Origin of the sequence: Teredinibacter sp. KSP-S5-2 (assembly GCF_032773895.1) — a bacterium.
In the GTDB taxonomy this organism is placed as follows: Bacteria; Pseudomonadota; Gammaproteobacteria; order Pseudomonadales; family Cellvibrionaceae.
This window is the reverse complement of record NZ_CP120416.1, coordinates 327,896-350,706: the sequence shown is the minus strand read 5'-3', so window position 1 is coordinate 350,706 and position 22,811 is coordinate 327,896. Positions and strand designations below refer to the sequence as shown.

At 45.1% G+C, this 22,811-nt stretch carries 17 protein-coding genes; 5 read left to right on the top strand and 12 right to left on the bottom strand.

Translation table 11 applies throughout. From position 1 onward, the window contains the following. Positions 1 to 21 precede the first annotated feature (21 nt). The 3 genes from P5V12_RS01610 (at position 22) to P5V12_RS01600 (ending at position 3,675) form a co-directional block, all read left to right on the top strand. On the top strand, positions 22 to 1,617 hold the full coding sequence (locus tag P5V12_RS01610; protein ID WP_316955489.1) for a sensor histidine kinase: 1,596 nt from the start codon (positions 22 to 24) through the stop codon (positions 1,615 to 1,617). Positions 1,618 to 1,630: 13 nt separating this feature from the next. After that, complete coding sequence (locus P5V12_RS01605) at positions 1,631 to 3,016, top strand: sigma-54 dependent transcriptional regulator (protein WP_316955488.1); 1,386 nt, start codon at positions 1,631 to 1,633, stop codon at positions 3,014 to 3,016. Between the two features lie 107 nt (positions 3,017 to 3,123). Continuing rightward, a complete protein-coding gene (locus P5V12_RS01600; RefSeq protein WP_316955487.1) occupies positions 3,124 to 3,675 on the top strand; it encodes a GspH/FimT family pseudopilin in 552 nt (183 codons plus the stop codon). Positions 3,676 to 3,698: 23 nt separating this feature from the next. Here P5V12_RS01600 and P5V12_RS01595 read toward each other — a convergent pair whose 3' ends face one another. The 12 genes from P5V12_RS01595 to murJ all read right to left on the bottom strand — a co-directional run bounded on the left by P5V12_RS01595 (position 3,699) and on the right by murJ (position 19,860). After that, positions 3,699 to 4,142 carry a type IV pilin protein gene (locus P5V12_RS01595; protein ID WP_316955486.1) on the bottom strand — a complete coding sequence of 148 codons (444 nt, stop codon included), beginning with the start codon at positions 4,140 to 4,142 and terminating at the stop codon, positions 3,699 to 3,701. Between the two features lie 13 nt (positions 4,143 to 4,155). Next, positions 4,156 to 9,213: a pilus assembly protein gene (locus tag P5V12_RS01590; RefSeq protein WP_316955485.1), complete on the bottom strand. Its 5,058-nt coding sequence runs from the start codon at positions 9,211 to 9,213 to the stop codon at positions 4,156 to 4,158. A gap of 41 nt (positions 9,214 to 9,254) precedes the next feature. Then, the gene (locus tag P5V12_RS01585; protein WP_316955484.1) at positions 9,255 to 9,941 is read right to left on the bottom strand and encodes a PilX N-terminal domain-containing pilus assembly protein; all 687 of its coding nucleotides are present in this window, start codon (positions 9,939 to 9,941) and stop codon (positions 9,255 to 9,257) included. An 11-nt stretch (positions 9,942 to 9,952) separates the two neighbouring features. Then, a complete protein-coding gene (locus tag P5V12_RS01580) occupies positions 9,953 to 11,095 on the bottom strand; it encodes a PilW family protein (RefSeq protein WP_316955483.1) in 1,143 nt (380 codons plus the stop codon). A 33-nt stretch (positions 11,096 to 11,128) separates the two neighbouring features. Then, positions 11,129 to 11,716 carry a type IV pilus modification protein PilV gene (pilV, locus tag P5V12_RS01575; protein ID WP_316955482.1) on the bottom strand — a complete coding sequence of 196 codons (588 nt, stop codon included), beginning with the start codon at positions 11,714 to 11,716 and terminating at the stop codon, positions 11,129 to 11,131. Between the two features lie 34 nt (positions 11,717 to 11,750). Beyond that, positions 11,751 to 12,392 (bottom strand): GspH/FimT family pseudopilin, encoded by a 642-nt coding sequence (locus P5V12_RS01570; RefSeq protein WP_316955481.1) that lies wholly within the window; start codon positions 12,390 to 12,392, stop codon positions 11,751 to 11,753. A 122-nt stretch (positions 12,393 to 12,514) separates the two neighbouring features. Beyond that, complete coding sequence (gene ispH, locus P5V12_RS01565) at positions 12,515 to 13,447, bottom strand: 4-hydroxy-3-methylbut-2-enyl diphosphate reductase (RefSeq protein ID WP_316955480.1); 933 nt, start codon at positions 13,445 to 13,447, stop codon at positions 12,515 to 12,517. A 7-nt stretch (positions 13,448 to 13,454) separates the two neighbouring features. Further along, positions 13,455 to 13,898: a peptidylprolyl isomerase gene (locus tag P5V12_RS01560; RefSeq protein ID WP_316955479.1), complete on the bottom strand. Its 444-nt coding sequence runs from the start codon at positions 13,896 to 13,898 to the stop codon at positions 13,455 to 13,457. 20 nt (positions 13,899 to 13,918) lie between these two features. After that, a complete protein-coding gene (gene lspA / locus P5V12_RS01555) occupies positions 13,919 to 14,422 on the bottom strand; it encodes a signal peptidase II (RefSeq protein WP_316955478.1) in 504 nt (167 codons plus the stop codon). Further along, a complete protein-coding gene (ileS, locus tag P5V12_RS01550; RefSeq protein WP_316955477.1) occupies positions 14,409 to 17,216 on the bottom strand; it encodes an isoleucine--tRNA ligase in 2,808 nt (935 codons plus the stop codon). The genes lspA and ileS overlap by 14 nt, the downstream gene beginning before the upstream one ends. Before the next feature lie 27 nt (positions 17,217 to 17,243). Further along, on the bottom strand, positions 17,244 to 18,242 hold the full coding sequence (ribF, locus tag P5V12_RS01545) for a bifunctional riboflavin kinase/FAD synthetase (RefSeq protein WP_316955476.1): 999 nt from the start codon (positions 18,240 to 18,242) through the stop codon (positions 17,244 to 17,246). Between the two features lie 91 nt (positions 18,243 to 18,333). Further along, positions 18,334 to 19,860 carry a murein biosynthesis integral membrane protein MurJ gene (gene murJ, locus P5V12_RS01540; protein WP_316957399.1) on the bottom strand — a complete coding sequence of 509 codons (1,527 nt, stop codon included), beginning with the start codon at positions 19,858 to 19,860 and terminating at the stop codon, positions 18,334 to 18,336. A gap of 175 nt (positions 19,861 to 20,035) precedes the next feature. Here murJ and P5V12_RS01535 point away from each other — a divergent pair, with 175 nt between their 5' ends. Together P5V12_RS01535 and P5V12_RS01530 are read left to right on the top strand one after the other, a co-directional pair. Beyond that, complete coding sequence (locus tag P5V12_RS01535) at positions 20,036 to 21,826, top strand: DUF885 domain-containing protein (protein ID WP_316955475.1); 1,791 nt, start codon at positions 20,036 to 20,038, stop codon at positions 21,824 to 21,826. Between the two features lie 222 nt (positions 21,827 to 22,048). Then, complete coding sequence (locus tag P5V12_RS01530; protein ID WP_316955474.1) at positions 22,049 to 22,738, top strand: OmpA family protein; 690 nt, start codon at positions 22,049 to 22,051, stop codon at positions 22,736 to 22,738. Positions 22,739 to 22,811 lie beyond the last annotated feature (73 nt).

Genomic DNA, 22,811 nt, shown 5'->3' with positions numbered 1-22,811 from the left:
ATGCCTTAGAGCAGGCTTGATGTGAACATCGAACAGAGCACAATAAACCATAACCCACAAATACTCAAAGTATACCTCTACTACCGCCTGCTATTAGGGTTGATTCTCTATTCCATGTACGAAACGGAGCTGGCTCCCAAAGTACTGGGCTCGCAGTATCCTGACCTGTTTTGGTTAACGTCGTTTTTCTATATTTTAATCTGCTTTGGTGCACTATTTGTTTTTCGAGCAGAACAATTACGGCACTCATTTAATCGAATTACCGGTCTGCTGGTCATCGATCTATTCGCCCTGCTACTGCTTATCTATGCCAGTGGTGGCCCTGAGAGTGGCTTAGGTTACCTGTTACTGGTGAATACCGCGATGGCGAGCATATTCCTTCGCGGGCGATTATCTCTGGCGTATGCCTCCATTATCACCATATTCGTCATTGCCCAGGCAGTATATCAATCCCAGACATCCGCCAGCTATTCACAAAATATGTTTGCCGCTGGAAGCTTGGGCATACTAATTTTTCTCTCATCCATTGCATTCACCTATTTAACTGAACGCATTCGACAAAGTGACAGTAAAGCAATAGAACAGGCACAGTATGCCAAGCACCTGGAAAAACTTGCCAAGTTAATTGTTGCCAGAATGAGAACCGGCGTCATAGTTATCGATGAAGAAAATAAAATTGAACTCATTAATGATTCCGCGTTACAGCTGCTGGATATTCCCTCAAATGGTCACTATATCAATACCTCCATCGAGGAAATCTCCAATTTAAAAGACCTGATCATGACATGGCGCTCCTACCCCATTGTCGGAATACCCAAGGTACATCAGCTCAGGGCCGGACAAGAAGTAAGAATCAGTTTTTCCAGGCTGGGCAATGGACTTGAAGAACGAACCCTTCTGTACCTTGAAGATTACAGAACTATTGCTCAACACGCACAGCAGCTCAAACTTGCTTCACTGGGTACACTCACAGCCAGTATTGCGCACGAAGTCCGCAATCCGTTGGGAGCAATATCTCATGCAGCCCAACTTCTGCAAGAATCTGAAGAGTTACCCAAAGAGGATCACCGTCTGATCGAAATTATCTTGCAGCATTCAGACAGGGTGAACCAAATCATCAATAACACGCTGGTATTATCCAGGCGCAAAGAACCAAACGCAGAACGAGTTGACCTGGATAAATGGCTTCATAATTTTCAGGAAGAATATTCTGTGCGCCGTAACGCAACGATTTTACTTACCCAGCTATCGGATAATGCACAAACAAAATTCGATCCCACTCACCTCAACCAGGTAATCACAAACCTGGTCGACAACGGTGTAAGATACAGCCAGGAGAACACTGGTGAAAGCAAAATTGAAATTCGATATGGTGTCAGTGACAATGAAGAAACGGCATTTTTGGAAGTAATTGATTTCGGTAAAGGCGTCGAAGAAAAACATATTCAGGCAATCTTTGAACCGTTTTTCACTACAGAACAACATGGCACCGGGCTCGGGCTCTATATCTGTAAGGAGCTGTGCGAAATTAATCAAGCGACACTGCACTACAAAAAAAACGAATCAGAGCAAAGCTGCTTCAGAATCAACTTTTCTCATCATCAAAGGGTTATTTAAAAAGAGCTAACCAATGCAAAAACATCGGGCACTAATAATTGATGACGAACCGGACATTCGTGAGCTGTTAGGTTTAACACTAAACAGAATGGGAATCGATGTCGACACAGCCGCGGATATCTCCAGCGCCAAGGCCTTACTAGAAGGCTCAAATTACAATATATGCCTAACAGACATGAAACTTCCCGATGGAAACGGGATTGATTTTGTCAAACATGCACAAAAAGCCGCGCCCAATATGCCCATCGCTGTTATCACAGCCCACGGAAACATGGATACAGCTATCCAATCCCTAAAGGCTGGCGCATTTGATTTTTTAACTAAACCTATCGATTTATCCTCTCTAAGAGAGTTAATTCTTTCCGCGATAAACACCAATACAATTCACTCCAATACCGATCTCGACACAGGGATCATTGGCAAATCCGAATCCATTATCCAGCTAAACAAAGCCATTAAAAAACTCTCTCGCTCACAAGCGCCGGTTTATATCAGTGGTGAATCGGGAAGCGGGAAAGAACTTGTTGCCCGCTCAATACACAGCCTAAGCTCCAGGCAAGATCATCCATTTATTCCAGTAAACTGCGGAGCTATCCCCCGAGATTTGATGGAAAGTGAATTTTTCGGCCATAAAAAGGGGACGTTCACAGGCGCAACTCAGGATAAAACGGGGTTATTTCAGGCAGCAGAAGGTGGCACGTTATTTCTGGACGAGGTTGCAGACTTGCCCATTGATATGCAGGTTAAATTGCTTAGAGCGATACAAGAAAAAGCGATTCGCCCCATAGGATCAAACAGTGAACTTAAAACAAATGTAAGGATTTTATCGGCAACCCACAAAAATTTAGGTGCCCTTGTCGAACAAGGTGAGTTCCGTCAGGATCTATTTTATCGACTAAATGTTATCCACATTAGCGTGCCAGCATTAAGAGAAAGAAAAGCAGATATTCCAACTCTTGCCGAATACCTACTCGACAAAATACAAAGTGAAGACGAAGACAGAAAACTCACCCTTGCTTCTGATGCCATTACTGCATTACAGCGATATTCTTTCCCAGGCAACATTCGTGAACTGGAAAACATATTGGAAAGGGCTTATACACTTTGCGAAACAAACAACATCCATGAGCAGGACCTACAGTTAGGTTCAAACCTTGGCGTAATATCCTCGCCCACTACAGAAACAGAATTATTAAGCGAACCAACGAAAACAGACCACTTTATACAAAGCCAAAACTACCCCTCTCTTGATGATTATTTAGGAGAAATTGAAAAGGAAATATTGTGTTCAGCTCTGGACTCCGTTCGCTGGAATAAAACCCTAGCGGCCAAAAAGCTGGGTATCACTTTTCGCTCTCTCCGCTACCGACTTCAAAAACTGGGAATTGATACCGATTAAAGACAATATCACACTGTAATTATGGTGAATATCCTACACCCTTAACGAAAAGCATTTGTTAGTCTTTACGCATACATATAAAAATAACAATGCCAGGAGGGCTCAGTATGTATTCACGGGACCAAGGGTTTACCCTTATTGATTTACTTATTGCCATTTCTATTCTTGCCATTCTTTTCGGTATGGCAATCCCGCAATTCTCCGTCATTCAAGCAAAAGCTGAAGCAAAATCAACGACATCAGCAATACGTCGCTCATTAGCTTTTGGTCGACAAAAGGCTGTTGTTGAACAAAAACACATTACAGTCTGTGGAGCAGACGGCAACCTAAGGTGCGAAAAAAATAATCCGCAAAATATTATTGTATTTGATGACAAAAATAACGACCGCCAGTATACAAACGATGAAATTCTTTACTCAAACTTGGCCTTGACCTATAGCGGAACCTTAAAACTACGAGCCTCTTTGGGAAGAAGTTATATCGAGTTTAGAAGTAACGGAAGCGCAAAACAGGCCGGAAGTTTTGAGTATTGTAAGCCCGGCATACCAACAGCATCCAGAAGAGTGACAATTAGCTTACCAGGGAGGCCATATATCGGAAGAGATTTTGATAATGACGGGGTCGTGGAAGACGCAAAAGGAAAACCGATAAAGTGCTAGGTAATACCTAGCACTTTACTATTTTACCAACAACCAGTCGTTTCCGTACCTGGATAGGCAGAATAGGATTTCTTAACCCCCGCCTGGTTGAGGCTTAATACTAAACAAGTAGTATCATTTCGCTGTGAACCTTGGGCAGTAGCAGTCATTTCAAAACATTGACCATTGTCTGCCGCGGTAGGGCAATTTGTATTCTCAACGTTAAGTACATAATGTCCGTCGATAGAAGTCACTACGGTATTAGCGCCAGCACCACAAACAACACCTTCATCATCAGAGTAGACATTAAACCGTAAAAAATTCCTTTCCTGCATGGATGCACAACGTAAGAGTAACTCTTTCCCGTCCGCCCTGTTCGATTTTTGAATACTACTTTGGTAACTACTAAAAGCAATGCTTCCCAAAATACTAATGATAGCCACCACAAGTAGTACTTCGATAAGGGTAAAACCTTTCATATTATTCATAGCTAAAATACTCTTACTTCCAGTTCCAATTCACAGGGATTTCCCGCCAGGAACGACGGCCACCACTTACGTCCAAACTAACAAGTTCAGGGAAGAATAGTTCACCGGTAGAAGTCTGAATTAACCCTCCACTTAAGTTACCCAACCCTCTAAAGCCCTGAGAAAATAGTAATTCTTCATCTCCACCAGGCTCTGTGGCGGTGTTGTCAATTCGACGTTCGCCAACCCCCAGAGGAGAAATAAGTGCCGATATTCCTCCCGTTAAACTGGGAGCATAAAGCACACCAGTGCCTTCTGGTTTACATTTTTCCAGAGTCACGTCATACGTGGGATATAACAGAGTTCCAAAGAAAGGCAAAACCTCTGCGCGACCTAACGTCCGTCTCTTTAAGTTTGCAGTACCATCCGGATTCTGGGCGCTTTCATTCAACCCATATACATAGTTGTACATCCATCCCTGCTTCTGTTGAACGGCACTCACGACATGATCGTGCATAGTTGCATTTTCCGGCAATCCAAGGTCATGGCTAGCATCGCCTATTGACTGACCTCTTTTTCCTAGCAGCTGCCCGTTAGTTACAATCATCGTTGTATCAACAATATCGGTACCCACAGGATTACCTTGTTTGTATTGCAATTCCACGCCAGTTAATTTGCCTAAACTATCTTTCGGCTCTTTTAACCCATAGAACGAATTTTGATACTCGTAAAGATTATCTTTTTGGGTATAAAGTCTGCCCGTTCCCACATATATCCAATGCTCACCATAGGTATCAGTATAAGCAAGAGGTGGCGCGGAAAACGGTTGATTAGTGACATTTAACATGCTCGATACAGAGCTCGTTAAGTTACTAGTAACACCCGTCGATGACGAAAAAGGTACGTAACGGGAAAGTCTCCCTCCAGGAACCTCAGGCGTGCCATTTACTGTTCCAAAGTAAATTACATCGTCTTTATAATCCCTATCCCAATCGGCAACCTCAATACCACCAACAAAGCTATCGGCTAATCCGGTATCGACAGGTCCACCAGACTTAAGCTCAAGCGTATCAAGATTTAACATAAATAGTTTCGCAGTCTGGTTACTGACGCCAAAAGTAATAGCATCCTTTCGAGTGGCGTCTGTTGATCCACTGGGTCCAGAACCAAAAACTAAATACCAGGCATCCGATCGCTCATCACCAGCCGTAGTTGCGTCATCCAACACAACACTTTTTACCACCATTGGTTCAACAGTTGTGAAACCTAAATTCGGGTGAGTAAATTCCGCGAGTAATTTTGGCGGACTCTCTGGGTCAGTCACGTCCAGAACCACATAGGCTGATTTAAAATTAATGGCATCACTTAAGTCACCATCTTCATTTGGATCCACCTGATATAAGCCACCGCCAAAGCGCATGCCAACAACTAAAATAGCTTTCCATTCACCATTGATTTTCACATCAAAAACCTTGGTGGAACCATCCATGTAACTGACATGGGGATAGTTTTCCCGGCCAAGCCACTGTAAGTGGGGTAACAGGTTATAGGGAACATAAGCCCAAAGCTCATCACCTAATTGTGCTCTGGCATCAGACGAATAAGTATATTTATTTTTTGTCCCCGCATTGAACGCATGAATCATACCGTCATTGCTACCAACAAAAACCACATTACGCCGACTTTCATTAGCCTGCATATATGTCTGGTAAGTTTTGTCATCATAGACACCGTAATAACCGAATTTTGCATCATCAGGAGGGCCTAGAACCGCAGGAGAAGAATGGATAATATCTCCCAACAACCATGGTTCAGCATCCGTAGTTGACGTAATAAAATCGACTGTACGAGAGCGGAATCCAGCAATCCCTTCTTTACCTCGAATAAAGTTCACCAAATTATCGGTTTTCGTTTTTATCGACTCCTTACTTTTCGGATCTGAAGCACTGACAGAAGGGTCATATGAAGGGAAACCTAAGAACCGGTAGCGAGGCACACCATCTACCACATTCGAGCTAGATGTAGGATCAAACTCACCGGTAACAAAATCAACAAGAGTTGCTTCAGTTCCTTTAATAACACCGTCTCTGTTTGTATCAAAAGCCGTTACAATATAACGCCCGGATAATGCGCTATTACTGTATGTCCGTTGATTGACGTAATCGGTCACCTTCGCTAATTGATGATGACCTTGCCATACAGGATTCAACTCAGACAGAGGGAAACTTCCTTCAAACGTTTCGTTGCTACTGCGGAGCGCTGCTGTATATTTTTCCACAGCAAGTTCACCTAGTGACTCGTTATATCTGATCGAAATAATTTTATCACTATCTTCCATGATCCCGTCTCCGTCAGAGTCTTCTCGAAGACGTTTGTTGCCTCGACCGTAGGATTCAAGGAAAAACGCATTCAAACTACCCACCCAGTTTACAGAGCGATCATCCTCACCATTGAATTTCGGGTTATACAATGCCTGAACAACAATCCCGGCACCTTCCGTTGAACTCGCCACCACCGCAGCAGCTGTACCCGCTGACACTCGAGACGAAATATCGTTTAATGCTTCAACAAGATATTCTTTTAAATCACCAGGGTTTTGCGAGAAGAAATACTTATCAGGGACACCATCCTTATTCTCATCCCATTCGTAATGGGGGTTGTCCGTAGTTCCATTGGGAATGGCATCGTCATTCTCATCATTAAAACCGCCGTACTTTGCAGTATAAAATAGCGGCTGCTCCAGGAATTCTGCCGATGTGCCATTACCAAAGCCAAATGTCATTTGAACCGCACTATCTCCAACATTACAGCCGGAACAACCAAAACCGCTATATCCATTAATACCGGAATAGATATGAATGCCATCATCATCAGTACCACTTAGGATATAACCAAAACCAAGAACAACACTAGCTAGCTGGTATACCGCATCTGAAGATACCTTTAACTCAGTGGCACTCACTTCATATTGAATAATACCGCCAACATCCAGATCAAAGTCACCACCATGCTCGGTATCATCCCATACCACGTAAAAGGTACCGCCATGAACACCGGGAGAGATTTCATGGTCAGGCTCAATTATTTTAAAATCAGCCAATCCACAAGCCCCACTCCCACCAGCCATTAGGGCGTTACACGCAGGCACAATAGAAAGTTTTTTGCCTTGATTGGCCCCGGCAGGAACGGTAATTTCAATTTTTGGCACATTTGGAGCTAACGCAATACCATAAGTATTAACATTTTGCTCGCCAGAAATCAGAGGATTAATATCTTCGGTACGAGCAAAATACGACAGTCCTGCCGAATGGTAACTTCCTCTCAACCGAGGTGCCTCTGGACAGGTTCCAGAAACCTTGGATAAGTCCGTTATACTTTTTGCAGTACACTGACCATCATTACTGCCACCAGAAACACCAACAAAATACTTGTTCGTGCCAGCTCCTGTAATGCCTTCCAACTCACCAATGTACTTGGTATAAGCCTGGATATTACTTCTTGAGCTGGCACCGGAGAAATATGCGAAATCGCTATCAGCCAAGTCCGCATCAAATGAAATCGTACTTGCATTAAACGCCAGCACATTAAGTTTCGCACAAGAATTTTCTTCCTTAAGAGGCGAAGAAGAATTTGGGTCAGCGCCAGCCTTAGTACTCCAATTATCGTCAGACTCTAAACCGGAAATATACGTTGTGTCATCAGCTGAATGCAGAGGAGACCCTGCACCACCAAGGTATCGATAACATTCCAATAATATCTCACCAAAAGGGTTACCCCAGTTGGAACAGTTCCCATTGAGGAAGCTTAAGGTTCCCCAATTACAGCCATCATACAAATACCAACCGGAACCGTTATCTTCGGCAAAACGGTAATTTGCAATTCTGAACTTATCAATGGTACTAACAATACCGTTCACACTGGTAAAGGTACCATCGATAGTCGAATTAACCTCGTTACGAAAACTACTTACTTCTTTACGTAACGCACCACCTTCCATATTGCTGTCGTAAGAACCGGTCATTAACCCCCAATAAACTTGGTCGTCTTCACCAAATTTTTGTAAGACACCAACAGGTTTATAAGTACCATTTGGGTATTGTTTACAATCGCTTTCCAATAAGCCAACTTTACAAACTTCAACACGGGCAACGTAATCTCTAATGGTATTACCGTCACCTTGTGTTGCTCTGTCAGCGGTATTCGGAGCTCCGGCATTAGAATAAATACCAACATCAACCGGATCCGCAGAGTAATTTTGCCAGCGGTCAACAACATTCGGCTCATCACGATAAATACACTGCTGTCCAGTCAAACTTCCCCAGAGTAGGTAATTGCCTTCTACGACTCGCATTAATGGGGGCGCAGGACTATTACTGGAATTCCTGTTTGAGTAGGCATAACCATTCGAGGTATTACAAATAGTAATACCAGCGGCTTTACGCCTATCCGCATAATTGGAATTGGAAGGAGATAAACCGATATAAGAAGATTGATCCTTAACATTGTTAAAAGGCGTCAACTTGCCAACATCTTCGCCATCATAGTGTTTGGCAAAAGAATGCACATCCATAGGCAAAAAACTTCGTTCCAAAACAGTTTGGTTTGCACCATCTGTATACCTGTACCCTCCGTAGAGAATCTTTCTAACATGGTCAATACGGGTCATGCTCGCCCAGTTAAGAAAATTCCCATGCCATTGATTTCCCGCAGTTTCATTACAATAGTTGCCAGCTGCTGAAGCTTTTGACACAGGTTCAAAAAGTAAACTGCTACTGCTATAAACATAACATTTTTGAGGGTCAAAATAGCCTTCGTATGTAATGGAATGCTTATAACCAACATCTGGCCTTCCATCCCCATCCAGGTCATCCCAGTCAGTGTATGATTTAAAATACAACTGATGGTCATTGGACATCGCCAACATAACCAAAGGCGTTTCATTTTCAATCGTTGGGGGTATATAAATATAGTCTGTAATGTCTTGCGCTTGAGCATAACTAGAGAAGCAAAGCGAAAATAGAGCGCCAGACAATATTTTTTGCCAGCCCCTTTTGGATTCAGCTATAAACTTGGATATCAATATAGTACTCATAATATATTTCCAATCTGGGTCCGTATTAAACGCAACACAGGTTAACAATCAACGCAATTAACAACATAGGTACTTTGAAGTGCCACTGGCGCCACTCTTTTTCCACCAGCAGTAAAGGCCGTTATTCGAAAAAGAGGTTGCCCCCCATCGGGGTTCTGACCTGAAGCAATTCCGAAAATATCATTATCCGAAGGACTTGGATCCACAAAACACAAGAACTCAACAATATATTTCACTTCTATATTGTCATCTGACACCGTAACCACTCCATGACGCCCCGCGGTATCCCACACATCCAAGGTTTCGTCAGACCAAAACTTTACTCTTTCGCCGCCTGCTGCTGCGGTTTTTCCCACGGAACATTCGTATTCTGTTTTGGAAAACGGCCAAGAGCCATCGAAACAAAAACCTGGATAATCTTTTCCTCCAGTGCAATTATCAGTAAAACAAAAAGTCGTAGCCGGGTCGCAGTCATCTTCCAAATTTTCCCGGCGAATCTCTAGTTTTTTGGATAAGAGATATTCAACTTCCGTCAGCGCCGCATCAGCAAGAGCAAAAGCATCAGATCGATCCCTGTCATGAGAAACCATTTTCATCTGCATGTTTGTGGTTTCCATGTTAGAAACGCCTATAAGCGTTATCACACCCAATATCACCAAACTAACAATTAAGGCTGCGCCAGATTGCAGCTTTCGCGCCCTAATTATCGGTTGAAATTTCCTCTTCATAAAAACCTCAACTAATTCATTAAATCACGACGAGAACGGCTACGAATCTGAGCGGTCAAGCTCGCTGTGCGCCATAAAAATCTATCGGGACCAAAATCAATTCCGTGTAGCGTGGTGACTTGATCTGCATCGAACACATCACCTTGAGAACGGAAAAATAAATTTACTTTAACAGCTAACACTTGGTTCCAGTCAGCAACCGCATCAGCTCTTTGGTAGCTATCAATAATTCCATCGCCCATATCAGACAGCCAGTTGGGATTATCTATATGAGTCCGAATATCTTCATCAACACCATATAAGACTTCCATCCGCTCCACACCTTGAACCAACTCTTCCAAGCGCACACCAGAAGAGAGAAGTGTTGCCTTTTTAAGTGCAGGCATACCAGGGATAATCGCTGAATTACCGATATAATATGCAGCAGAATAAAATCTAAACACCGACGAGCCAGGTGAATATTCCGCAGGGCTGTTACCACCGCACGAAGTGGAAGTACAACTTCCATCACACTCAAAAGAAGAGATTGAAGCTTTAATCACTTTGGTACAATTTTGGTTGCTACCGCTTCCCGTATTGTGAACGATATGATCTGCGGGCAAGCTACTATCACTTGGGCCGCTAACCGAGAAAAAACCCATTTCACCACAATTAGAGTCCACGACGATTAGAGGTGTTCCCACACTAAAATTATGGCTCCCTGTCAATTTAATCTCTGCAGAATTGGGAGAGTGAGAAGCAACAGACACTTCCGTCGAAGTATCTGCGTAACGCAAAAGAATTGAGTCCGAATCGTTATACTGATCAGCTCTATATTCGACCGGGGCGAGCAAATCACCCTCATACCCCTCTATTGCCGTGAGGTTGAGAAAACTGTCGGCAGCAGAATTATCAATAGAGTTTGCAATTCTAAATTGAGATAAGGTACCACACTCAAAAAATCCCGCATGCTGAATATCCCGGGTTAACACATCAACAGAATAGCGAATATTTTCTTGAATATATGTCGACTCTTCCTCCACCCTATAGGTGTTGTTACTGTTCAATATTACATTTACCACACCGCCAAATATAATCATTGAAATCAAAATAGAAACCAGCAGTTCAACCAGAGAAAAGCCTGCATCTTTCTTTACCATCTTTACGGTACTCATATTCTCTGCCTATAAATCCTCAATAACTTTTTACTATCCACCCAAATGAACAATGGTAGTTTTTAACGTGACACGCTCTTTAATTACATCAGAGGGAACAACACTTCCTCCCTGACGCCCAACCGCATTCGATTCCCTGTCCACCCCCAAAGAAAACTCAATAGTAATGGTCACATCGTAATTAGTTGTATTATCAGGAGTTGTACTAGCAACATAACTAATCGCCCCTTTGCCAGCAGGCAACTGGTTTTCTATATTTTCACGCCATTCACGTATGTACCACCTGGCCAAATCAGCATAACCACAGGTACTACCTTCACAGTTAGCACCACCAGGAGAGGAATCATCCAAACCGATTTTAAAAAGTTCAATGCAAGCCTTGGCATTGTTACCCCGATCACCGCAAGAATGAATAGCTTCCAGAATTTCTTTGGAAAGCATATCGGCTTGAGAATATAGATACGCGTTATTGTTTAATTTAATAGAGTTAGCCTGCATTGCTAAAACACCCAGCATGCCAACAGCAAGAAGAAAGAGTGCGACCATCACTTCAATTAATGAAGAACCGGCAGTTTTATCTACTCTCTGAACTCGATTGCCTAAAACTTTTTTTAAGCTCATATCACTCGTATTCACTTCAAATTCTCTAGTTAATTTACGGACAACTAATCTCTTCACTGAACACAGTACCATCATCCTGACTGAGTACGACTTCATGAATGCCATTTGCATCCAGATCATGGGACTGGAGCGTTCTTCCATTTAGCTCAACCAATAAGCCTCTGGCATTAGAAGCAATATTATCTACAGGACAGACAACAATAAAATGTCTTAAGTTGCTAAGGCTGTAACCGCGGAAATTAAAACCAAATGAGGCCACATCTGTGGATGTGTTTGTTCTACTTCTAACAGAGACAGTCGCATCACAAGAAGGGGTATAGCTCGAATAGAGTTTCTCCGTTGCGTCTCTTACTCCGTTGCCTGTCTGATCAGCAGCAACTGAATCATCCTCAAAAACAATAAAACCACTACTCCAATCGGCAGCAGTAGCACAAGTCTCACCATCCACTGAAGCACACAAACGCATGTTATTTTGCGTATCCATTGCTAAGCGCCTTGCGCTAAGAATCGTTGCAGCAAAATTATGTACTCCAGCCGTAACACACTTTTTGTTTTGGTAAGTTGTCATGGAGGGGGCAGCGATAGAAGCCAGAATCGCTACGATAAGAACCGTCACCATTAGCTCAAGTAGAGTGAATCCAGCTATCTTTGACTTGGGAGAGCTACAAAATTTCATAGGGCGAAAAGACCTGAAGACTGTTAACTTAGTTATATCAGGGCCTTTCCGGGGATGAAAGCCAGCTCGGACGACTGGCTTTCAGGGGCGATTAACCGCGGGAATAATTTATAAAAGGTGAACTAGCGCAAATCTTTTGGCAGGGAGAAGCTGATGTTCTCTTCACGGCCGTGCATCTCAACCGGCACCTTAGCTCCCAGTTGCTGCAGTCCTGAGATAACATCTTTCACTAACACTTCTGGCGCTGAAGCTCCCGCAGTTATGCCTATGGATTTCACATCGGCAAACCATTTCTTCTTGATGTCTTCCGGGCCATCAATCAGAAATGAGCGCGCACCACACCGCTCAGCTAACTCTCGCAGACGATTAGAGTTTGAGCTGGTTGGCGAACCAACCACCAACACCAAGTCACACTCAAGAGCCAGCTGCTTCACGGCATCCTGGCGATTTTGCGTGGCATAACAGATGTCGTCTTTTCTCGGTCCAGATATTTTGGGAAATTTCTGCCGCAAGCTATCGATGACCTTGGCCGTATCATCCATTGAGAGTGTTGTCTGAGTTACATAAGCCAGTGAATCCGGATTCTGAACCGTTAGTCGGGCGACGTCCTCTTCGTTCTCGACCAAATAGATTGCCCCGCCATTCGCAGTATCATATTGCCCCATGGTGCCAACCACTTCGGGATGGCCTTCGTGACCAATCAAGACACACTCACATCCGTCCTTACTATACTTTGCCACCTCCATATGCACCTTGGTTACCAAGGGACAAGTTGCATCGAACACTCGCAAACCGCGATCGGCAGCTTCTTTTCTCACTGCCTGAGATACGCCATGGGCACTGAAAATCACGATCACATCATCAGGGATCTCTTCTAACTCCTCGACAAAAATCGCTCCGCGTTCTTTCAGGGACTCGACCACAAATTTATTGTGTACCACTTCGTGACGCACATATATCGGCGCACCAAAAACATCCAACGCTCGGTTCACGATATCAATGGCGCGGTCGACACCGGCACAAAAGCCTCTTGGGTTAGCAAGTTTAATTTCCATAACGCTATTAATTCTTCACCACAGGTTGGACGTCAATTATTTTGACATCAAAGACAATCGTTTTACCGGCAAGGGGATGATTAAAGTCGATCACAACTTCGTTATCATCAAAGCTTTGCACCATACCAGGCCGCTCTGCGCCCGCAGCATCCGCGAAAGACACCACTAAACCGGGTTCAAGTGTGAGACTTTCATCAAACAGGCTTTTCTTCAATACCTGAACATTATTCGGGTTGGGCATGCCAAACCCATCGGCAGGCGATACTTTAATCGACCGCTCATCGCCAGAACGCAAGCCCATCAAGCTTCGCTCAAACCCCGGTAATAGATTTCCATCACCGACGGTAAAGGTCGCTGGCTCGGCATCAAAGTTGGAATCGATAACCGAACCATCTTCCATACTCAGGGAAAAATGCAAAACGACTTGGGTATGGGAATCAATCACACACATACAGACTCTTCGCTCCGCACCTAATTCGCTTTTTCTGCGTCACTGTGACGACCAAAAAATGCATCCAATATTAACAGCGCCGCACCAACGGTAATCGCGGAGTCAGCAATGTTAAACGCCGGGAACCAGTGGAAAAAGATAATGAAATCCACCACCTCCCCCATCATGACGCGGTCGTACAAATTACCAACAGCACCGCCTAACACCAGGGCCAAGCCTAACGCTTCAAATTTACGTGTTTTATCGACAAGTGCTATCCAGAAAATTAAACCGAGACTGACCACAGCCGATAAGCCGCTTAAAAAATATTGTTGCACTCCGCCCCAATCCGCAAACATGCTGAAAGCAGCGCCTGGGTTATAGCGTAAAGTAAACGCAAAAAATGAGGTGAACTCCATAAGCTCACCTTCGTAAAAATTCGCGACAACTATATGCTTTGAACTTTGATCAACAACGATAACCACCGCGGCGATTGCGTAACAAATCCAAGTCCAGCGCTCACGTAAACCTTTATGCAAATTCACGCACTTCCCCTTCGCCTTCAATATTGGTTACACAACGGGCACAGATAGATGGGTGTTCAGCATTACTGCCAACATCTTCGCGGAAGTGCCAGCAACGTTCACACTTCTCATGTTCCGCTTTAGTTACGGCAACACGCAAACCCTGCACGTCAGTGGCTTCGCCTTTGCTTTCATCAAAACTTTCCAATTGAGTGGAAGAGCAAATCAAGACAAAACGCAGTTCATCTTTTAGCGATAGCAACTGCTGCTTCAGTTCATCCGAACAATACAAGGTCACTTCGGAAGCCAATGAACCACCAACTACACCTGCATTACGTTTTGCTTCGATGGCCTTATTCACAGCAACTTTGACTTTGGCGATTTTCTGCCAGAATTCGCGAGAGAAAGTTTCGTTATCCAAGCGAGGTAAGCTTAACCATTGCGCAACAAAAACGGAGGATTCTTTCTCGCCGGCAAAACCACCATCAAGCTCTTGCCAGATTTCATCCGCAGTGAACGACATGATCGGCGCAATCCAGCGAACAAAAGCATGCACAATATAATGCAACGCAGTTTGAGCAGAGCGACGAGCCACACTATCAGTTTTAGCTGTGTACTGGCGATCTTTAATAATATCGAGATAAAAACCACCCATATCCACCACACAGAAGTTATGTAACTTCTGATAAATAAGATGCAAATTATAATCGTCGTAATGTTGAAGAATTTCTTCCTGCAACTGCGCCACACGATCAACGGCCCATTTATCCAGTTCTACCATTTGATCAAATGGCACCATATGCTCAGCCGCATTAAAACCGTTTAGGTTCGACAAAAAGAAACGCGCGGTATTACGGATTCGTCTGTAAGAGTCGGCGGTACGCTTAAGAATTTCATCAGAAACACTCATGTCTCCGCTAAAGTCCGTAGCCGAAACCCATAAACGCAAAATATCTGCACCCAACTCGTTCACCACTTTTTGTGGCGATACGGTATTGCCCAACGACTTGGACATTTTTTTGCCTTCCGCATCCACGGTGAAGCCATGGGTCAATACTTGTTTATACGGCGCGGTTTTATTAATCGCCATCGCAGTTTTTAATGAAGACTGGAACCACCCCCGATGTTGATCCGACCCTTCAAGATATAAATCCGCGGGATAACCCAAGTTGTCACGCTGTTGCATAACGGAGTAATGCGTAACACCGGAATCAAACCAAACATCCAGAGTGTCTGTCACTTTGCTGTAATAATCCGCTTCATCGCCCAACAACTCAGCAGCGTCCAATTCAAACCACGCATCCATGCCTTTTTCGTCGATACGTTTTGCCACTTCTTCAACAAGGCGGGGCGTATCCGGGTGAAGCTCTTGGGTTTCTTTATTCACAAACAATGTAATTGGCACACCCCAAGTACGCTGACGGGAAATACACCAATCCGGGCTTGCCTCTAACATGGAACGGATACGTGCTTCACCCCAATCGGGAATCCACTGCACACCATCCACTGAGGCTTTTACATCATTTAATAAGTTATTTTTTTCCATGCTGATAAACCATTGTGGTGTTGCACGGAAAATTAATGGCGTTTTGGTTCGCCAACAGTGAGGAAAACTATGAACAAATTTTTCCTGATGTAACAAAGCGCCTTTTTCTTCTAACAAGGCAATGACTTTCTCATCGACTTTATAAACATGGTCACCGGCAAAAATTTCAACGCTATCGCGATAAGTACCGCCCTCGTCCACATAATTCAGAGTGCCGATGTCGTATTTTTTACCCACCACGAAGTCTTCCATACCGTGATCAGGCGCAGTGTGTACACACCCCGTACCTGCATCGGTTGTCACATGGTCGCCCAATAAAACCGGAACACATTTATCGTAGAAAGGATGAGATAACTGCAAACCTTCCAGCACAGAACCGGAGCAGTTACCCACGACGTCCAACTCACCCAATCCCGCACGCTGGCAAACCGATTCCACCAAGGCTTCGGCCAGCAATAAACGTTCACTACCGTTTTGCAGCACAACGTAATTGATTTCGGGGTTCACACTCACAGCCTGGTTTGCAGGGAGCGTCCAGGGCGTTGTTGTCCAGATAACAACCGATACTTTGCCGGAACCTTTCAGGTTTGGAATGGCAGTCGCCAGTTTTTCTTCTTCCGCTACGGCAAAACGAACATCGATAGAGAATGAGGTTTTATCCTGATACTCCACTTCTGCTTCCGCCAATGCAGAACGGCCAACCACACTCCAATAAACCGGCTTAAAGCCTTTGTGTAAATGGCCATTTTGGACGATTTTACCGAGAGCACGAACCGTGTCGGCTTCGGTTTTAAAATCCATTGTCAGGTAAGGCGTATCCCATTCACCCAACACACCCAGGCGAATAAAATCTTTTTTCTGACCTTCTACTTGCCGCGCAGCATACTCGCGACACTTTTTACGAAACGTCGCATGGTCAACTTTCTCCCCCGCTTTACCGACTTTCTTCTCAACATTGTGTTCGATCGGTAAACCGTGGCAGTCCCAACCGGGAATATAGGGCGCGTCAAAACCACTTAAAGTTTTGGCTTTGATAATAATATCTTTCAACACTTTGTTAACGGCATGGCCAATATGAATGTCACCATTCGCATAGGGAGGGCCATCATGCAGAATAAATTTGTCCCGTCCAGCACGCGCCTGACGAATGGACTCATATAATTTCTCCTGCTGCCAACGTTTTAACATTTGCGGCTCTCGTTGTGCGAGGTTCGCTTTCATTGCAAACTTGGTTTGAGGCAAGTTCAGTGTCGATTTGTAATCGCTCATAATGTTTACTTAGTGTTGTTGTCGATCTTAGTTAAGTGTTGAATCGTTAAAGTTATCTGCGAAAAAACGTTTCGCTTCTTCTGTATCGATCGCTATTTGCTTTTGTAAAGCCTCCAGCGATTCAAATTTTTTCTCGTCCCGTATTTTTCGTTGAAAAACTACCGAAACATAATTTCCGTACAGGTCGCCGTCAAAACCAAAGAGGTGCACTTCTAATATCGGTTTCTTTTTTCTACGTCCATCACCGTCGATGGAAGGACGCATACCGACATTGGCCACACCTTGATATTCACGCGCACCAAAACCATCGCGGGTTTCCAGTGTAACCGCAAACACGCCATTAACCGGTGAGCGGAATCGTCCAAGTGCCACATTCGCGGTGGGAAAACCAATTTGTCTTCCCAACTGGTTGCCATACACCACTTTGCCAAAAATGCTGTAGGGCCGACCCAAAATACGCTCGGCATCGGCTAAGCGATTTTCCGCTAATAACTGCCGGATACGGGTACTGCTAATACGCTCCCCGCTGTCGCTCAATGTTTTGGTGTCTTCAACAGAAAAACCATACTGCTCACCAGCCTGCTTTAACTTATTGAAGTCACCGGCTCGGTCACAACCAAAACGAAAATCATCGCCGATAATCAAGTGCTTTACCGCCAGGCCTTTCACCAATACCCGCTCGATGTACTCCTCCGCCGATAAAGACCGCAAGGCCTCGTTAAACTTCAGGCACACCACCTTATCGATGCCCAAAGAAAGCAACTCGTACACTTTTTCTCGCAGCCGGGACAACCGGGAAGGCGCCTCATCCCGAGCAAAAAACTCATAGGGCTGGGGCTCAAAAATCATCACCACCGAAGGCAGCGAATACTCACGCGCCTTGCTCATGACAGACTCAAGTAATTGCCTATGTCCCAGGTGTACGCCATCAAAGGTCCCAATGGTTGCTACACAGCCTTGCCCATCGGCATTTATCTGCTCGGGTCGCAATGCGGAAAGGCCATGCACAAATTGGTATTGATTCATTTTGGGATCAGTTTTGACAAAGCGGCAAGTATACCCTAGCTCCCCCACGCAATGCAGGCAGGATAAAGGTTTTTGCCTGAAAATACTTGATTTAAGCTGCTTTTGGACGAAGATCTCCAGGCCTTAGCCCTGAAACCAGCAAGGTGACGACATACGCCAAAAATCCTCCGCCGCACAGCATGGCCACAGAGAGCACCCGAGACTGCCACACCATGTCGATAAAAGGGCTGACCTGCGCCTGTAAAACCACCAGGCACACCACCATCACCATATTGGCAGCAAGCATTCGCAGGGCAAAAATTCCCCAGCCGCTTCCAGGTAAATACGCCCCCGAACGACGCAAAGCCAGGAACAGTAAGCCCGCATTAATAAACGCCGATGCCGAGGTTGCCAGGGCCAAACCCGCATGGCCAATCGACCAGACAAAATACGCCGGTACCACAAACACCACATTCAACACCATATTGGCGATCATGGCGATCACGCCGATTTTTACCGGCGTTTTCGTATCCTGCCGAGAGAAGTGAGCACTCGCCAACACTTTGATCAACATAAAAGCGGTGAGCCCCACCGCGTAGGCCTGCAAACTGGCAGCAGACATCGACACATCCCGACTGGTGGTGGTGCCATATTGAAACAGCGTATACAGAATAGGCTCTGCCAGAACAAACAACGCCAGAGTCGCGGGCAACGCAATCAGGAAGATCATACGCAGCGCCCAATCCAGCGTGTGGCTATAGGAATCACAACCGGACACATGCTTACGCGACAAGCTCGGTAAAATCACCGTGGCAATGGCGATACCAAATACCCCCAAAGGCAGCTCCGTTAATCGGTCGGAATAATACAGCCAGGACACACTGCCAGACGGTAGAAACGAAGCCAGTATGGTGTCGAAGGTCAGGTTAATCTGGCTGACAGACACGCCGAATATGGCGGGAGCCATCAGCTTCAACACCTTACGTATCGATTCATCCCCCCAATCGATTTTTGGATGAGGCAACAACCCCAACCGCATCAAAAAGGGCAGCTGGAAACACAACTGCAAAATACCCGCCGCAATCACCCCCCAGGCCAAGGCCATAACCGGCACATCCATCATGGGAGAAACCACAGCCGCAGCGGTAATTAAACAAACATTCAGCAGAACCGGGGTAATCGCTGGTACAGCAAACTGGTCGTACGAATTGAGAATCGAACCGGCAAAGCCCGTAAGGGAAATCAACAATAAATAGGGAAAGGTAACGCGCAATAAATCCGTTGTCAGGGCAAACTTTTCCGGGTCAGCCCCCGCACCAAACAAAAAGCCACTGGCAAAAATCACCGTCACCAGGGGTGCCGCCAAAACCACAAACAGGGTAATACCCAACAACGAAATACCCAGACATCCGGCGACCCGATCAATAAAATTCTGCACCGCCTCGCGGGCACCTTTTTCACGCAACTCCGAAAGAACCGGCACAAACGCCTGGGCAAACGCCCCTTCGGCAAATAAACGACGTAAAAAATTGGGAATCTTGAATGCGACAAAAAACGCATCCGCGGCTTCGTCTGCACCGATAAAACGGGCGAAGATCACATCTCTGGCCAAACCCAAGACTCGGGACAACATAGTCATTGCCGACACAACTACGCTGGATTTAACTATACTTTTTTCCGACTTTTGGGAGGAGGCGATATCGCTCAAGCTGAAATCCTGATATTTTGCAGTTCAAAAACTGACGCGAATTGAGCCACGAAATTCATCAGAAAACAATACACAATTGTGGCGCCGATTGAACAGGATACGACCAATGAAAAGACTGATGCTATTACTTGCTATCATTGTTCCTCTATGTAGCAACGCCTTTGCAGCAATTCAATCAGCAGATCAGCAGGCCGAACAGCTTTTCTCCGATGTCTTCGAATCATGGAAAAGCCGCTCGCCGGAATTTCAAACCGAGCTTGGCCTGAAAACCAATTACGATAAATGGGATGAAAACACTCCCGAATTCGAAAAAGAAGGGCATAAGATCAATATTGAGTTTCTGCGCCGCTCACGGCAAATCGCCGCAGAGCGACTCACCGAAGAAAATCGCCTTAGCTTGCGCTTGCTCGATCAAGACCTGAACGACAAAATTGAAGACTATAAATGGCGTTACCACTGGTTCCCCGTCAACCAAATGTTTGGTCGACACACCGGCATGGTCAGCTTACTCATCGACCAGCACAGCATCGACTCCTATGAACACGCCATCGCCTATATCGAGCGAACCAAAGGCACCAAACAACAGATAGAACGGCTGATCAATACAATATCCGAGCAGGAGAAACGGGGCATTATTCCACCCAAGTTCGTTTTCCCGCACGTAATTCAATCCTCCAAAAACCTGCTAACAGGCCAGCCGTTTGATACCAGAAAAACCGACTCGCCCCTGCTTGCGGATTTTAAACAAAAGATTGCCAAGCTTGAGTTAACGGAAGAGCAAACACAAAGCCTGATCGAAAATGAACGGCAAGCACTGAACAACTATTTTCAACCGGCGTATCAGCAACTGATCAAAAAGCTGCAGCGCTTATCCCATAAAGCAGACAATCGCCCTGGCATTTGGAAACAACCCAAGGGCAAAGAATATTATTTACACGCTCTGAAGCAAACCACCACCACAGATTTAAGCCCGGAAGAAATCCATCAAATTGGCCTACAGGAAGTCAAACGCATTCATCAGGAAATGATGGCCATTGCCAAACAAACCGGATTTAAAGGTTCGCTCCAGGAATTTTTTGATTTTATGGGGCAAGACAAACAATTCTATTACCCCAATAACGAAGCCGGAAAAAAACAATACCTCGTCGATACACAACATATTATCGGCGGCATAAAAGAACGCTTACCTGAACTGTTTAATGTTCAACCTAAAGCCGACCTGATTGTTAAACAAGTCGAAGCTTACCGGGAAAAATCTGCGGGCATTGCCTTTTATTACCCACCAGCGCCAGACGGTTCACGCCCCGGCATCTACTACGCAAACCTTTCCCGCATGGAAGACATGCCCAAGTATTCCATGGAAGCCCTGGCCTACCACGAAGCCCTGCCCGGCCACCATATGCAAATTGCCATCGCTCAGGAGCGGCAAGCCATTCCCGACTTTCGTAAATACTTACACCACACCGCCTATGTAGAAGGCTGGGGGTTATATTCTGAATTAATTCCGAAAGAGATTGGTCTTTATACAGACCCATACTCTGATTTTGGCCGACTCAAAATGGAAATCCTGCGCGCCTGCCGTTTAGTGACCGATACCGGCATTCACGCTATGAAGTGGGACAAAAACAAAGCCGTCAATTATTTACTCAACAATATGCCCATTACCAAGCCCGATGCCGTAAAAGCCATCGAGCGCTACGCGGTTATGCCATCCCAGGCCACAGCCTATAAAGTGGGCATGTTAGAAATCCTGCGCTTGCGCGAATTCGCCAAAACCAGACTGGGCGACAAATTTGATATTCGCGACTTTCACGATGTGGTGTTAAAAGACGGCTCACTGCCGCTCAATATTCTTGAAGAACAAGTTTCTCACTGGGCTCAGCAGAGCACTAATTAATCCTTCCTCCCTTGGCTTGATGCGGATTTAACCCTCTTCAAGCCAAGCTTTACTTTTCCGCCTAAATTTTCCCCGTCCATAATTTGCCATTTTTTATCGGCGATAAGCCTGAATAACTCCATAAGCCTGCCTACATCGAGATGTTTAATAACACTCGAGACAACAAGAAAGCACATCGCTCTTGTAGAACAAAAAATACAAAAGACTTTTTGGAGAAACACCATGAAAAAGACAATCTTGACCGCTTCTATCTGTGCCGCTTCTATTTTTACTGCAACTTCTTCTTTTGCCGAACCAACCGGTAAAGAAAAAGCCACTGCGGCAGGGTTCTTTTCCGGCGGTGCAGTAATCGGCGCAATTGCGGGGGGCCCTATAGGTATGGTTATCGGTGCGCTAGGCAGTTCACTCTGGCACGAACATGACAAGAAACAGGATGAGAAAATGCAAGTAAAACTTTCCCAGGCACAAGGCGATATTTACACTCTCGAAGAAGAAGTTGCCGTTCGAGACATCTATATACAAGAACTGGAAAAAGCCACGCAGAACCAACTGGCTTTTCAAATTACCTTCCCAACTGGTACAGACACATTAAACGGCGCGGACGTTGAACGCTTAAGCGCGTTAGCCACTTACTTAAAAGACAACCCCAAACTGAAAGTACGTTTGGATGGCCACGCAGACCCACGAGGCACAGACGAATACAACAACGTGCTATCGGAAGAACGCGCCCTATCGGTACTCACCGCCCTGGAAAAACGCGGTATCACCAAAGAACGAATCGACCTCTATGCACACGGGTCCAGTAAATCACAATCCATTACTGGCGACTACGATAGCTACTCCAAAGACCGACGCGTGGATATCGAAATCTATTCACCCGAGCAAAACAACTCGGTGGCGCTAAGCAACTAACCCTATTTATATGCTCCTGACCTGAGCCTTTGCCCGGCACTTGCCACCCAAGCTGCCGGGACTTTTTTTTGCA